The sequence below is a fragment of the Nostoc sp. genome (assembly GCF_036916575.1).
GTDB lineage: Bacteria > Cyanobacteriota > Cyanobacteriia > Cyanobacteriales > Nostocaceae > Nostoc.
Genome location: NZ_JBALGC010000148.1, coordinates 48,667 through 62,952, shown reverse-complemented (window position 1 = coordinate 62,952; position 14,286 = coordinate 48,667). Strand labels below are relative to the sequence as shown.

Annotated in this window: 12 protein-coding genes and 1 pseudogene; 8 read left to right on the top strand and 5 right to left on the bottom strand. The window is 43.6% G+C overall.

The window, feature by feature from the left end:
* Positions 1 to 6: 6 nt before the first annotated feature.
* On the top strand, positions 7 to 159 hold the full coding sequence (locus V7L29_RS33830) for an addiction module protein (RefSeq protein WP_334738228.1): 153 nt from the start codon (positions 7 to 9) through the stop codon (positions 157 to 159).
* Positions 160 to 183: 24 nt separating this feature from the next.
* Here V7L29_RS33830 and V7L29_RS33825 read toward each other — a convergent pair.
* Positions 184 to 882, bottom strand: a pseudogene (locus V7L29_RS33825) (Uma2 family endonuclease).
* A gap of 134 nt (positions 883 to 1,016) precedes the next feature.
* Between V7L29_RS33825 and V7L29_RS33820 the strand changes: the two are divergent.
* The 5 genes from V7L29_RS33820 to V7L29_RS33800 all read left to right on the top strand — a co-directional run bounded on the left by V7L29_RS33820 (position 1,017) and on the right by V7L29_RS33800 (position 8,189).
* Positions 1,017 to 2,594 (top strand): CPBP family intramembrane glutamic endopeptidase, encoded by a 1,578-nt coding sequence (locus V7L29_RS33820; protein ID WP_334692390.1) that lies wholly within the window; start codon positions 1,017 to 1,019, stop codon positions 2,592 to 2,594.
* 319 nt (positions 2,595 to 2,913) lie between these two features.
* A complete protein-coding gene (locus V7L29_RS33815; protein WP_334738227.1) occupies positions 2,914 to 3,261 on the top strand; it encodes a hypothetical protein in 348 nt (115 codons plus the stop codon).
* Positions 3,262 to 3,609: 348 nt separating this feature from the next.
* Positions 3,610 to 3,885: a TM2 domain-containing protein gene (locus V7L29_RS33810; RefSeq protein WP_334692392.1), complete on the top strand. Its 276-nt coding sequence runs from the start codon at positions 3,610 to 3,612 to the stop codon at positions 3,883 to 3,885.
* Positions 3,886 to 4,969: 1,084 nt separating this feature from the next.
* The gene (locus V7L29_RS33805) at positions 4,970 to 7,468 is read left to right on the top strand and encodes a heavy metal translocating P-type ATPase (protein WP_334738226.1); all 2,499 of its coding nucleotides are present in this window, start codon (positions 4,970 to 4,972) and stop codon (positions 7,466 to 7,468) included.
* 223 nt (positions 7,469 to 7,691) lie between these two features.
* Complete coding sequence (locus V7L29_RS33800) at positions 7,692 to 8,189, top strand: FHA domain-containing protein (protein ID WP_334692419.1); 498 nt, start codon at positions 7,692 to 7,694, stop codon at positions 8,187 to 8,189.
* 79 nt (positions 8,190 to 8,268) lie between these two features.
* Here the strand turns inward: V7L29_RS33800 and V7L29_RS33795 are convergent, their stop codons facing one another.
* Positions 8,269 to 8,616 (bottom strand): hypothetical protein, encoded by a 348-nt coding sequence (locus tag V7L29_RS33795; protein ID WP_334692394.1) that lies wholly within the window; start codon positions 8,614 to 8,616, stop codon positions 8,269 to 8,271.
* Positions 8,617 to 9,214: 598 nt separating this feature from the next.
* Between V7L29_RS33795 and thyD the strand changes: the two genes are divergently transcribed.
* Entirely contained in the window at positions 9,215 to 10,135 is a 921-nt protein-coding gene (thyD, locus tag V7L29_RS33790; RefSeq protein WP_334738225.1) for a thylakoid membrane protein ThyD, read from the top strand.
* A gap of 77 nt (positions 10,136 to 10,212) precedes the next feature.
* On the opposite strand, the gene V7L29_RS33785 is transcribed toward thyD, so the two are convergent.
* The 3 genes from V7L29_RS33785 to V7L29_RS33775 all read right to left on the bottom strand — a co-directional run bounded on the left by V7L29_RS33785 (position 10,213) and on the right by V7L29_RS33775 (position 11,533).
* Positions 10,213 to 10,458 carry a hypothetical protein gene (locus tag V7L29_RS33785; protein WP_334692420.1) on the bottom strand — a complete coding sequence of 82 codons (246 nt, stop codon included), beginning with the start codon at positions 10,456 to 10,458 and terminating at the stop codon, positions 10,213 to 10,215.
* 73 nt (positions 10,459 to 10,531) lie between these two features.
* Complete coding sequence (locus V7L29_RS33780; RefSeq protein ID WP_334692396.1) at positions 10,532 to 10,954, bottom strand: tetratricopeptide repeat protein; 423 nt, start codon at positions 10,952 to 10,954, stop codon at positions 10,532 to 10,534.
* Between the two features lie 222 nt (positions 10,955 to 11,176).
* The gene (locus V7L29_RS33775) at positions 11,177 to 11,533 is read right to left on the bottom strand and encodes an iron-sulfur cluster assembly accessory protein (protein WP_334692397.1); all 357 of its coding nucleotides are present in this window, start codon (positions 11,531 to 11,533) and stop codon (positions 11,177 to 11,179) included.
* A gap of 327 nt (positions 11,534 to 11,860) precedes the next feature.
* Between V7L29_RS33775 and V7L29_RS33770 the strand changes: the two genes are divergently transcribed.
* On the top strand, positions 11,861 to 13,504 hold the full coding sequence (locus V7L29_RS33770) for a DUF6930 domain-containing protein (protein ID WP_334738224.1): 1,644 nt from the start codon (positions 11,861 to 11,863) through the stop codon (positions 13,502 to 13,504).
* The last annotated feature ends 782 nt before the right edge of the window (positions 13,505 to 14,286 follow it).

The window sequence follows — 14,286 nt, the reverse complement described above, 5'->3', positions numbered from 1 at the left end:
GACAGTATTCTTACCACACCCGATGAAGTTCCTCTCAACGATGAGCAAAAACAAGAATTAGATAGACGCTTGGAGATGCATCGCCAAAACCCAAACCAAGGTTTAAACTGGCAATCGGTCAAGCAAAGACTAGGTTTATCTAAATTAATTATCAGTTAATCAAAGCGATCGCACCCCACACAATCAACTCAAAGAATCTGGATCTATCCCCAACCTTCGCAATTCTTGTGCCAGCCTTTGAGCGCGTTGTTCAGCAGTGGTAGCGCGTTGTTCGGCAGCAATAGCCTGTTCTTCTGGTGTTAGATATTTAATTCCTTGTTTGTCATACCAATACAACCAATCTCGCGTAATTCCCTGATAGGTTCCCCGTTCATAACCAATTGCTAAACCTATCTCTGATAACCAAACTAGATTTCCTGGCTGCAATACATATTCCCCATTGACAAACCGATAAACTTCTAAAGGTGGTTTTCTCCGGCGTTGGGGATTGTAGACAACATAATATAAAATCTCCATCTCAGCATAAAGTTTCTTTTTGCTGGTGTATTCCCCGCGCCGTCTGTGAGAAACAACTTCTAATGCCATAATTGGCATCACCTTTTCTTCCCACAACACATAACTTAAACGCAAGTTCTCATCAAAAACTCGCTCGACTCCCAAACTTAAAAACCCATCGGGCACAATTGGAGGTAATTCGGCATCTTAATATATCCCCATATCAACTCCAAAAAACCAATCCATGCGGGTTGCCCACAGCCAAGCTAAGATGGCTTCTAGCAAGGCAGGAATCAAATGTTGTAGTTGATTATCCACAGGTTCATCGTCAGAATCGGGCAAATCCTCGGCGGAGGGTAAGCAGTGCAATGGGTTGTAATTTAACATGGTGGGTGCGTAGGCGTAGCCCGTCGTAGACATCGCAGATTCATAATATTGATGATATCTATCCACCTCTGACTTTTTCTTGCGATAATTCCCAAGGGAGACGCGCTCTCCACTGGTTAGTTAAAGGGGGATAGATGACAATCAAACGGTTGGTTTTAATTTTTGTGCTGACGCCGATAGCAGTTCTGTTGGCAGTTTCGTCTTTATTCGGTAGTTGGCAAGAACCTCAGTTCCAAAGTCGCCTAGAACTCTACCAAACCAATATTGCTCTACAAGCCCAAGCTTGGCAATCAGAAGATAGCAACGATGACAATCTTCAGGCGATTCGGGAAGCAATACTTGGTGAGCAACCCCTGGAAAGTGCTACAAAGCAGTATCAGGAGGCGCGTCAATCAGTTCAAACTAATTTGGACAAAGTTAACAACAAACTTGCACAATTACGCTCTCAACCTGAAATAACTCCCACACCTCCGAAACCTCTACCGGACGTTCCTCCGACTACTAAAACCTCTCGACAAGGACAGCAGCAACAGTTACAGCAGTCTTTTAAGCAATTACAAAAATTACTGGCTGAATTAGACTTGCGGCTGGGAATTTTACAAGCACAGCAAGGACAGACGGATACAGCTCTCAAAACTTGGAGCGAATTACAACAACGCTTAGATATCAATCCAGAATTTGGACAAACTGCTGCTGTATTGAGTGGACTGTGGAGCAATCCTCCTCGTCTGCTTCCAGATGCTCAACAATCGATTCAAAAAAATTTAGAAGGTTGGTTTGGCTCTACTGCTTTGATTAAGCTATACCAACTCCAGCAACGACAAGACGCTTTATCAACTGTTAAAGCTGCACAACAAGAATCTGCTGCTCAAGCGGTGATCAAATTAGGAGTTATTGGCACTATTCCCACCTTGGCAGCTTTAAATGGTCTAATACTGCTGATTTTCTTATTTGCTCAACGCTTGTTGAAAGGAAAAGCCTCCTTATTAGCTCAAAATGCTGATGTCCTTTGGTCAACACCTTGGGATGGTGAAACGATTTTGCAGGTTTTTGTCCTGGGCTTTTTCTTTATGGGGCAACTTTTTGTACCCTTGGTAATATCGCTGCTACCCATAGAGCGTCCCATTATTGATGTGCGACTTCAGGCGTTTTCTGTTTTAATTAGTTACTTACTGGTAGCATCAGGTGCGCTGTTAGTGCTGTATTTCTCTCTCAAGCGCTTTTTTCCACTACCTGAATTTTGGTTTCGCTTCCGTTTTCAAGATAACTGGTTTTTGTGGGGACTGGGAGGCTATTGCGCTGCTTTACCTATAGTTGTGGTGGTATCTTTAATTAATCAACAGCTATGGCAAGGACAGGGTGGTAGTAATCCCCTGTTACAACTAGCGCTAGAAAGCCAAGATGGTGTAGCACTTGGCATATTTTTCTCCACAGCAGCGATCGCCGCTCCATTTTTTGAAGAAATTCTGTTTCGCGGTTTTTTGTTACCATCTCTGACTCGTTACTTACCCGTGTGGGGAGCAATTCTTGTCAGCAGTTTGTTGTTTGCGATCGCTCACCTCAGCTTGTCGGAAATTCTGCCACTGACCGCATTAGGGATTGTGTTGGGGGTAGTTTACACGCGATCGCGCAACCTCCTCGCTCCTATGCTCCTGCACAGCCTCTGGAATAGTGGTACATTATTAAGTTTGTTTGTATTAGGTAGTAATTAATACTTAATTATTACTGTTGTTTAAAACGAAAATATCTGTTTTTATCTCCATAGTAAGAACAATTTACTAGTATTAATTGGTTGTAAGCATAAATACTAGCTGAAAACCTAATTAAGATAATCGCAAAAGCAAATCAAAGAATGCTGTTAATATAGACAACAAACTATCTAGTTAAGCATTTCTCCTCATCCGGGTGATTTTAGCCATTTTTGAGATGTTAATTGTCTTCTCAAACCATTTTTAGCTGTAATGAATTGGAAACAATTCAGTTTTGCGCTTATGGAAGTAGAATCAGCAACTAAAAACAGGTTAGAAAGATTTGGAAGATGCCTCTTGCGTTTCTAAATTCCTACTAGCCATACAATTGATCTCGTCATTGGTGCGATGGTGTTTCACGCCTGCTGGAAGCGATGTCTGTCTTGAAAAGTTCAGTTCGCCTTTGGCGTTACCGCAAGCAGACGCTCTCTACGAGAGGCTACGCGAACGCGGACTCGTTGGTGTAGCCTCTCGTAGAGAAGAGGCTGCGCTATCGGCAAAAGCCGCCGCTTTGACGCCAGTTGCTTCTCCTGTCAAAGACGCTGCGCGAACAAGTCGGAAACCCGCCCAACGCACTGGCTCGACTTTTCGCTACGACGGGCTACGCCTACGTAAAAAACTCCGGAAATAATACTGATGGACTTGTAAAAAGTGGTGTATCACAGCAGTTTTTACTAATTATTGAGATTCATTCTTCTCAAGATAAATGTCTTACCTAAAAATGTCCAAAACTGCCGCACCAGGGTTTGCAATCATCAAATCCACCAAAGGTGAATAAGGAGGGCCAGATTTTCAGGCTATGCCGAAAGTTATCTTAGCGTCCCTTCTGGAATAGAAGCACGCTGATTTTGGTTATTCGTCTTGGGGCTTACTTATACTGAAAAATTAAAAATTTATTTATTAAGCAAATACATTTACTCGTTTTCATTACAATAGAGACTTTATTTTTATACCTCACTTATCAAGGAGCAGCACTTATATGGCAAATCTCAACCCCAGCCATCCTACCAAACAACTTCTAGCTGGTTACTGTGGTATTATTCTTGGAGGATTTGGGGTTCATAAATTTATTCTAGGATACGCTCCGGAAGGCTTTATCATGTTGGTGATTTCTGTAGTTGGGGGTTCTTTCACCTATGGCATTGCTTTGTTAATTATGCAACTTGTAGGTTTAATTGAAGGCATGATCTACTTGAATAAGTCCCCTGAAGAATTCGTAAATACTTACTTTGTAAATAAGCAGGGGTGGTTTTAGTAAGCTAAACCACATCTAGTTTGCATATCTAAAATTTTTATAACTCTTGTGAGGTGGGCCGAAAAGCCCGCCCTAATTATGCAATTTAAATGTGGAACAGCTTAATTCACCACGCAAACTAGTAAAACGAAGACGTTTGAGGACAGACCAACCTATGTATTGGTGGCGCAAGCCCTCAGTATAAGTTGATTAATTGAGCCAAGAATCCCACGGCTTCAAGTCGTGGGAATATCAATATTACAAAATCCTTGCAGTCAATGCATATTGCTAGGCTTATTTATCATTAGCAGCAGTTATCAACACTTCAACCTTTATATTTATTTTTCTTGATATGCTCATTCTCAAACCTAAACAGCTTAACTGGGTTATGTTCTTCTTATTGGGCATAGGATATTTTAGTGTTATGTCTCATTTGGAAATCAACTATTTCTTAAAAAGTCTGATTGTCATCATGCCAATGCAGGTGGTAACGATTATTTATGTGACTTATCTACGCTGGAGGCGTCAACCCTTGGGGGGAAATTCAAAATCACTGAAATTCTGAAAGCCAGTTTCCGGTGTTCAGACTTCTTTGGAGGCAACGGAAGTCTGCACCTGTGTTCAAAATTCCTGATTAACAGGACGGGAGCAAAAATTGCTAACTTCGCTTAATTTATCGTAGACACGTAGTGGCTTGCTGCAGGCTACCGTCAAGACGAGGCAGTGCGTTGGGCGGGCAATGCCCAACTTGTTCCCTCTTAGCGTTCCCGCTATGATAGCAATTGCCGTGCCAAGAGCGTCTTCTCTACCAGAGACTGCGCCCTAAGCGTAGCTATGCCGCAGGCTTTACATGATCGCAAAGCGAACGCACCAGAAAAATTCGTAGAGTATGTTTAAGTCCTAATTAAAAACCCCACAGATAAATATGGGAACTTGGAACGTTGAATTTGAGTGCAGCGATAGTCGTTGATGCTCAACGAAGTACGATAAATTAATAATTTTAATATGGTTGACATTGAGTCGTAGTTCCATATTTCGCCTACGCTCAAATTAGAGACGCTTTTAGTCGGGCGTTGAATTTCTGTAGCGAATCTAAACACTTGCCATGCAACTTGTCCCGAAAACTAAGCTAGCCCCAGAACTTGACCCAATCTTAGAGAAAATTATTCTAGATGTTGGGGGCATGAAGTGTGCTGGGTGTGTGAACGCAGTAGAGCGACAGCTAACCCAACATCCAGGAGTCAAGAGCGCCTGTGTGAACCTGGCCACAGAGGTAGCAGTTGTAGAGTCAGAAACTGGTGCGGTAGATGCAGATGCACTTGCACAGCGATTAACAGCCGTTGGATTCCCAACTCAACCTCGAAAAGTTAGCGGCACAGTAGCAGGCGAGATATCTACCTTACCAGACCCAGCAGAACGACAACGAAAAGAAATGCGCTCTTCTGTTAGGCAGTTGGTGATTGCTGCGGTGTTGCTGGTGTTGTCGGGAAGTGGACATTTTGGTAATCTTGGTAGCTCAGTGCTGCCAGTGCTGAATAACATCTGGTTCCACTGTGGACTGGCGACAGTGGCGCTATTAATTCCCGGTCGCCCGATTTTGGTAGATGGCTGGCTGGGTTGGCGGCGAAATGCGCCTAACATGAATACCTTGGTGGGATTGGGAACGCTGACAGCCTACATTGCTAGTTTAGTAGCGCTGCTTTTTCCCCAAATGGGTTGGGAGTGCTTCTTTGACGAACCAGTAATGATGCTGGGCTTTATTCTTTTGGGAAGGACATTAGAGCAACAAGCTAGAGGACGCGCTGCTGCCGCATTTAGGAAATTGCTAGCACTCCAGCCACTCTTAGCGCGATTGATTGCCAACCCAGAGAAAGTCGGAGTGGGGTCTTCTAGTGTAGAGATTCCTGCTGAACAGGTGCGTGTTGGTGAATGGTTACAAGTGCTGCCAGGTGATAAAATCCCTGTTGATGGTGAAGTGGTGGTTGGTCAAACAACGGTCGATGAGTCAATGCTGACTGGGGAAGCCGTGCCAGTGATCAAGGAACCGGGAGATACTGTGACCGGAGGGACACTAAACCAGTCAGGAGCGATCGCTATTCAGGCAACCCGGACTGGAAGTGATACAACTCTAGCTCAAATTGTCGCTTTAGTAGAAGCCGCCCAAACTCGGAAAGCCCCGGTACAGAAATTAGCAGATACAGTAGCTGGTTACTTTACATACGGGGTGCTGACAGCATCTGTATTGACATTTGTCTTTTGGTACTTTTTCGGCACTCACATCTGGACTGATGTCAGCATGTCTGGTGGCATGGAAATGATCAGCCACGCTACACATGAAGCCCATCACTCCCCCCTATTAATCAGCTTAAAACTAGCGATCGCAGTTATGGTAGTCGCCTGTCCTTGTGCTTTAGGACTTGCCACACCAACAGCCATTCTTGTCGGGACTGCTATGGGCGCAGAACGGGGTCTGTTAATCAAAGGCGGTGACGTTTTGGAAAGAGTACACCAGCTAGACACCGTAGTTTTTGACAAAACTGGCACTCTGACCACGGGTAATCCGATCATTACAGATTGCCTGTTAATTTCAGAAATGCGGAGTCGGGAGTCGGGAGTGGGCAGTGGGGTTCCCTACTCCCTAATACAACTAGCAGCAGCCGTAGAAAGCGGTACTCACCACCCCCTAGCAAAAGCGATTCAGCAAGAAGCACAGCGGCAACAGTTATTTATTCCAGAGGCTGTGGACTTTCACACGGAACCAGGACTAGGGGTGTCTGCTGTGGTAGAGGGCACAGTTGTACTGTTAGGTAACTGGGATTGGTTGAGTTGGCACGGCATTGCGATTAGCGAAACTGCACAACAGGTCGCACAAGATTTGGCAACAGATGGTAAAACAGTTGTTTGCGTAGCAGTTGGGGGAACTTTAGCCGGACTAATTGCTGTTTGTGATACTTTGAGACCAGATGCCCAATCCACCGTAGACAAGTTGCGTCAGATGGGTTTACGGGTAATGTTGCTCAGTGGCGATCGCCCAGAAGCAGCAAGCGCCATAGCCAAACAACTAGGATTAAACAGCGCTGATGTAATAGCAGGTGTCCCCCCAGCCAAAAAAGCCGCTGCAATACAGTCTCTCCAACAAGCAGGAACAAAAGTAACTCCCCACTCCTCACTCCTAACTCCTCACTCCCCATTGCCCCTTATCCCCTCCAGGGGCCCCGAGTTCCCCACTCCCCACTCCGTAGTCGCAATGGTGGGAGATGGAATCAACGATGCTCCAGCTTTATCCCAAGCAGATGTAGGAATTGCTTTACACTCTGGGACAGATGTGGCAATGGAAACTGCTGAAATTGTCCTAATGCGCGATCGCTTAAACGATGTCGTCGAATCTATTCAACTTAGTCGCGCCACTTTCAACAAAATCCGCCAAAATTTATTCTGGGCTTTTGCATATAATACAGTTGGCATTCCTTTAGCAGCTGGTGTTTTGTTCCCTAGTCTGGGTTTTGTCCTTAACCCATCTGGTGCTGCTGCATTAATGGCTTTTAGCTCTGTTAGCGTCGTCACAAACTCAATATTATTACGGCGATTAGCTCATCACTCGTAGAATACTCTTTTGCACGTAAAATTTCCAAGCACAAATCTTGGTTGTTTCCATCTCAAGTTAAACTGAATCGGTCTTAAGGTTTTACTAGTTCATAAAGCCTCTTGAGACACTTACCAAAGCTATCATAGCTACTGGAGTAGAACGACCATGTTCTACTCTTTCAAGGTATTATGCAATTTTAAAGCTTATTTAGATCAGCACCACAGACTTATGGTGCATGAGAATGGCAGGATACGATACTAAACAAATCTTGATTAATCACAGTTCCACCTATTTGTCAATGGCAGCAGAAACCAATGAAAACCATCTACTGATTATTGAAGACGATCAAGGTCGCAAAGAATTTTCTCTAGAGCACCCCGTCTACTCTATTGGTAGAGACCGTGAGTGTAATATCCGTTTGATGTCGCAGTTTGTCTCCCGTCGCCATGCCACATTAGTGAGATTGCCACGAGAGCATAATAGTCATAGCTACTATTACCGGATTGTAGATGGCGATGCCAAAGGGAAGCCTAGTTCCAACGGTTTGATGATTAATGGACGTAAGATACCAGCTCATGATCTAAAAAATGAAGACGAGATCGTTTTTGGCCCTCAAGTACGTGCCATTTATTACCTTTTAAGAAATACTCAGCGTTTGGGACAAACGGATTCAAGTGAGTACGACATTACACTAATAAACCCAGGTATGGCCGAGGATTTAGAGGATGTGGGAGAGTAAATTATAACTACCAATAACAGTCTGAGAATCCCACGACTTCAAATCGTGGCAGTGTCAATTAAATTACTCACTAAAGCTCTTATCCTGCAAGACTTTCAATCAAATGCCAATGGCGGCTACTTTCAATAGCCTGCTTGATGAATTCAAACATTTGTCGGCAGTAATTATCTAGTTGGAGTGGTAGTTCTTCATTTTTAATCACAATACTCATCCGGGTTTCTGTTTCAGTAGATTTTGATTTATCAATCAGTACTTCTACGGTAACCAATTTAGGAAAAGGAACATTGCCGGGAACCTCACGAGCGATAATGTACTCGGCCGTGTGGTATTGAATATCCAACTGACAGTCCTGTAGAAGTTCCACAAGTAACGCTTGGAGATGGTCACTAGGAACAGAAACAATAAATGAACAGGTATAGCGAGCCATAATAGCCCCACGCCTTGCAACACTCCGTCCATCCTATAATACCGAAGTATCTAAACGGAAAGTCATTAAAAAAGCAAAGTTTTTGAATTTTGAGATCAGGCATTACTAAGATATATAGTCACATCTGTTCTATCCACAAAGAAAGTGTCATCAGCAAGCAGGAGGCAGAAGGAAAACCCTGATGAGATATTGGATAAACTTAAGAGTGCGATGAGGCAGGACGCAGGAGACATGAGGGAAACCCCATAAATAAATTCGTATTTTTTTAACAAGGACACTTTTGTCTGGTGCTTTGCGTCTTGAACAAAATCGTTTTACCCAATTCAATAAATTTAGGGTGTTTAAACCCTCTGACAGAGCGAAAAGTCAGAACGTCGGTTTTTGGTGATTTGTTAGCACAACGTTAGCGTACCCCTACGGGGAAGCAAGCTATGCGGAGCATCTCGTAGAGAAGCGTTAGCGAGTAATTGAGCGTCCGACCGAGCGTCACTTTTCAACAGAGGGTGAAATATATTTTCTTCCTCCTGCTCTCTTCTGTCTTTGGTAAGCTGAAACTTTGAGCAAAAACTTTACAATAAAGGTTTGGCTGAGGTAGAAAATGAAAGTCGCAATTACTGGAGCAACAGGATTTGTGGGTAGTCGTTTGATACAACGACTCCACGGAAAAGGTGATCAAATAGTAGTATTAACTCGGAACACCGCCTTTGCTCAAAAGGTTTTTCCATCTGAGGCTTACGCCAATCTAGAAATTGTTGCCTATACACCAAATGCTTCTGCTTCTTGGCAAAGTGTGATCGCTAGTTGCGATAGCGTAGTTAATTTGGCAGGAGAACCTATTGGTGAAGGACGCTGGACACCAGAACGCAAACAAGAAATCCTCAATAGCCGAAAGCTAGGTACACAAAAAATAGTTGAAGCAATAGTCAACGCTAACCCCAAACCAACTGTGTTAATTAACGCTTCGGCTATTGGCTACTACGGCACCAGTGAAACGGCAACCTTTGATGAAACAAGTCTATCTGGTAACGATTTTCTCGCCCAAGTCTGCCAAGCCTGGGAAGCAGAGGCGAGAAAGGCAAAAGATGCTGGTGTACGATTGGTAATTCTGCGTTTTGGGATTGTTCTGGGCAATGGTGGTGCTTTAGCTAAAATGATTCCACCTTTCAAACTCTTTGCTGGTGGCCCTATTGGCAGTGGTCGGCAGTGGTTCTCATGGATTCATGTAGACGATTTAGTTAACCTGATTCTGCAAGCTTTAACTAAACTGGAAATAGAAGGCGTATATAATGCCACTGCCCCTAACCCAGTCCGGATGGCAGATTTAAGCCAAACTTTGGGACGAGTGATGAATCGTCCTTCTTGGTTGCCTGTTCCTGCTTTTGCGATCGAAGCCCTTTTAGGAGACGGAGCTATAGTAGTTTTAGAAGGTCAGCAAGTCATCCCAAAACGCACCGTAGAAACAGGCTTTGAGTACAAATATCCTAATTTACAATCAGCATTAACACAAATTCTTACATAGAGTCAAAAGTCAACAGTTCAAAGGGACTAGGGATTGGGTATTGGGAAGAATTCAGTCCCCAGTTCCCAGTCACTTGACTATTGACTAGAGAGAAATTTTTTGGAAACCCAACTGATAATACCGCTGAGAATGGCACCGCCCATGAGGATGCCAATTGCTGGGTTAAACAAGGGTTGCCACAGTTGATGCCACAAATCCAAACCCAGGTTTACTCCCGCCGCATTACCGATCACTGCGATCGCTAACCAGCCAAAGCCAAACAAAACCAAAAAAACATCTGCGACTAAAATCATGTTTAGCCAATTTAACAATTTATCTTTCATGATCGGACTGGGTATCGGGTACTGGGTATTGGGTATTGGGAAGAATTCAGTCCTCACTCCCCACTCCCCATCCTCACTTTTCAAATAGCCAATTTTTGACTTTTATCAAACTCTGCCAATCTGGTTTTCTACTTAAACCGTCTTCAATACTATTTTTTATTTCATCACTCCATTCTTCGTTGACAAAAATTAACTGCTGTGCTGTGTCAATGTGTTCTCGCAAACCTTTTTGACCTGTTTCCAGCATTGCTAAGGCGAGATTTACTCTGGCCTGTGGATCTTGTGGGTTTAACTTAACTGCCTTCTGTGCAGCTTTGTAAGCCAAATTGGGTTTGTTATCGAGTAGATATAACCATGCCAAACAAATCCAAGCAGCACTAGTTTTAGGAGCGCGATCGCACACTTCTTTAAACACAGGGATTAAAGAATCTACTGCTTCTCCTGCTTTATAACGTTCTAAACCTGTATCAAACAGGGATTCAACTGTATTAGTCATTGGTCATTGGTCATTAGTCATTGATCATTGGTCATTGGTCATTGGTCATTAGGCAACTGCAAATGATAAACGACAAAGCGCAAAGTCGAGCCAGTCCGTTGGTGGGGTTCCCCCACTTAAAGGAACTGGTGTTGAGCGGAGGTTTCCACCGGAAAGCGTAGCCCGCCGAAGGCGAACAGAACTTTGTAAGAAAAGACAAGGGACAAATGACAACTGACAATATTACACCCCAAATGACTTGCCGCAACCGCAAGTTTGGTTGGCATTGGGGTTAGTAAATTGGAAGCCACCGCCAATCATGGCATCGCTATAATCGAGCATTAAGCCGTAGAGATATAACAGACTTTTGCGATCGCTGACAATTTTGAAGCCATCATAATCAAAAACTTCATCCTGAGGGGTGATCTTGCTGGTGTCTTCAAAGTCCATCATGTAAGACATCCCAGAACAGCCACCCTGACGTACTCCTACCCGTAAGCAGAAGTCTGTGCCTTGTCTGTCTCGGAGGGATTTTACCTGGTGCAATGCGGCTTCGCTCAACATAATTCCGCGTTGTTGAGCCTGAATTGCTTGTGTCATCTGCTTTTTCAACTCCTTAATTAATCTCAGCGTTACCCTGTATCAGCTTGTTAATGCCTCTGGGTTGCCCTTGGTGTTTTTGTATTCATTCTAGCGGCTTAGATGTCGCTAGATGCCAAATTGTAAACACTCCGTCAAAAGCAGCCAAAAATTTTTATTCTAGAATTGAGAGACTCAGTGTGTTTATAGATTCGGTATTTTTGAAGTTCAAGCCTTGCGGCAGCCTGAGAAGCAACCACCCTTCAGGTGCAGCCATAAAAATTTAATCGGAGGCTAGCTATCCTCCAAAGTTTACTTCCAAATTGCTTCTTTTGATTAACTTACTCTATGACAAGTTTTAATCGCTCTACCAGTCGTCGGTTGAAGAAATTAACTCAAATTCCTTCTGTATGGGAGGGCGATCGTCGTCCGTTGTCATCATCACCAAACCAGCACTCAGACTCAGAGGCAAACGGAGAATGCATTCTTTGGGTAGATTACTCCCAAGGTGTTGTTAGAGGAATGGACGTGGTAGCTTCAGATATCGGCCCAGAAGCAATAGTTCGCACTTTAATGCGAGCAATGGAGCATCCCCACAGTCCGGCAAAACCTGCCAGACCCCAAAGAATTGTAGTCAAAGACCGCGAAATTCAATTTTACCTGCGGGGCGTGCTGCAAGATTTGGATATCGCCATCGACTACGCACCAGAACTGCCTTTAATTGACGAACTATTTCGCGGATTTGCGGATATCCTCGATAGTCAAACCCCCGACTTACCCCCACAGTATGCACAAATCTTGCGAGAAAAAGCATTTGCTATTTGGCAAGCAGCACCTTGGGAATTTTTGGAAGAACAACAAATTTTGTCAATCGAGATTAATAAGTGGGATGTTGGTACACTCTACGCCTCAGTCATGGGAATGCTGGGAATGGAGTATGGAATTTTGTTTTATCGCTCTGAAGAGTCTTTAAAACAGTTTCGCGCCGCAGTTTTAAGAGATGAAGAATCAACGGAGCATCTAGAAGAAGCATTCCTCAAGCAAGATTGCCTGTTTCTCACTTTTGAAAGTGCTGATGAAACCGATGAAGATGAGGATGAAGAAAGTGATTTGGCGGATCTGCCATTATCAGAAATTGACCCTACTTTCGGTAATATCCACCCTTTAGAAGGACTGCGGTCTGTTTTGTATGATGAGGAAGCACTGGTAATCTTTGTTGCTATAGAAAGCTTGAGCCGATTTATTCGCGATCACCGTCGCCAGCTTCATGAGGACATCTTCCCTACCCTCAGCCGTCGCTATCGCATTTCTCTGCCGCAGTCGGAAGAATCAACTAAATCTGTGGCTGTGACAGTCTCTACCATGCCGCAGTTAGCAGCAGAATTAGAGGAAATGGCAGGCTTTGATGTCGATGATCAGGAGATTGGGAACCTTGAATCACCGACTTTCCAATCATTGCAAGATGACTTGATCCCAGAAGATTCCTTCCTCAGCTTAGGTGTGGTGTCTTGGGAAATGTTGGAGTACCTACGGAAGGGGGTCAGCTACCATCAGGCTGGTGAAATCAAACAAGTGGGTGACGGTTTGCCGGTGATTTTAATTCAAACTTCCCGGCCCAAGGCTAAGACTGTTATTGAAAGAATTGAAGCCGCAGGCGGACTGAGAGCAATTTGCTTTAATCCAGGTGCCGACCCCTTCGATGGCGATCGCTACGATTTAGGTTTATTACAAACTCAAAATGGCGAATTGTTCCTATTTGGTGAATTTTTAGATGAAGATCCTATTCATGTAGAAGCCCGCAAAAAATGGAACCAGCGGTGTAAAAATACTAAGGGCTACTGTGGCTTAATCATTGCCAAAGGACTAACGGGAGCTTCCCGTGGCAATCCTCAATTACGAGATATGATGGCTTTGTTTGAAGCGCGATCACTTTCACCTAAAGATTTAGGTATTGGTACTCTCCAACTGATGCGCCAACTTAAATTTGAATAGTTGCACGAATTCCCGCTAACTGGAGGCGGAGCGTCTTCGGGTTTGCTCAGCACTCTTCATCCTTGTTCATCCGCGTACCTCTCAGGGCGTAGCACTTTGACTTTTGACTCTTTGAACTTCTGATCTAAGGAAGCCAAAGATTAAAAAATCTAGATGCCTGCGGTAAGCCCTGACACTCGATAGCGTCCCTTAGGCGTCTGGTAAAGAAGCGTTAGCCACGTAGGAGCGTTTGATTCCCTACCGCTGGACTATCGGGTGACGCTCACAAGAAGCTTGCTAATGCAGCGTTAGCGAGTCTTCCCCCTTCGCGCTGCGTCTCCAAGAGTTGGGGAGACGCTTTAGCACAACGAGCGTCGGAAACCTCCGCTCCAGTTTTTCATTTAGCTTAGAGCTCTGTCTGAATTCTACTGTATGTATATGTTAACACCAAGAGGCAACCAATGATTAGAAGTTAACTTTACCTCAATTTCATGAAGTCTTTGTATTTTCATATTTTTCCCGTCATTTCATTTGGATATTTCTCAGTATAAATCCGTATAAATTGCGAAAAATTTCTCTGTAAAGTTTGGTTTAATCAAACCTAGCTGACATACTTAGATATCAAAATGTTTTTTTAACAATTTTTTGAGTTTAGCATCTTGTTATATATCAATATCATTAAGCAAAAACTTAGGTAATATCTTTTTCTTTGTAATTTTTTTATAAAGGATGGAAATGAGCTTATTTAGTCCTTAAATGAAGATTATTTAAAGTGCATAAATAATCGCTATAATGAACACATA

Bases quoted from the DNA above. Each gene is read 5' to 3' on its own strand.
- V7L29_RS33770 (WP_334738224.1), top strand. From the start codon at position 11,861: ATGACAAGTTTTAATCGCTCTACCAGTCGTCGGTTGAAGAAATTAACT.
- thyD (WP_334738225.1), top strand. From the start codon at position 9,215: ATGAAAGTCGCAATTACTGGAGCAACAGGATTTGTGGGTAGTCGTTTG.
- V7L29_RS33795 (WP_334692394.1), bottom strand. From the start codon at position 8,616: ATGGCTCGCTATACCTGTTCATTTATTGTTTCTGTTCCTAGTGACCAT.
- V7L29_RS33785 (WP_334692420.1), bottom strand. From the start codon at position 10,458: ATGAAAGATAAATTGTTAAATTGGCTAAACATGATTTTAGTCGCAGAT.
- V7L29_RS33820 (WP_334692390.1), top strand. From the start codon at position 1,017: ATGACAATCAAACGGTTGGTTTTAATTTTTGTGCTGACGCCGATAGCA.
- V7L29_RS33800 (WP_334692419.1), top strand. From the start codon at position 7,692: ATGGCAGGATACGATACTAAACAAATCTTGATTAATCACAGTTCCACC.
- V7L29_RS33775 (WP_334692397.1), bottom strand. From the start codon at position 11,533: ATGACACAAGCAATTCAGGCTCAACAACGCGGAATTATGTTGAGCGAA.
- V7L29_RS33805 (WP_334738226.1), top strand. From the start codon at position 4,970: ATGCAACTTGTCCCGAAAACTAAGCTAGCCCCAGAACTTGACCCAATC.
- V7L29_RS33810 (WP_334692392.1), top strand. From the start codon at position 3,610: ATGGCAAATCTCAACCCCAGCCATCCTACCAAACAACTTCTAGCTGGT.
- V7L29_RS33780 (WP_334692396.1), bottom strand. From the start codon at position 10,954: ATGACTAATACAGTTGAATCCCTGTTTGATACAGGTTTAGAACGTTAT.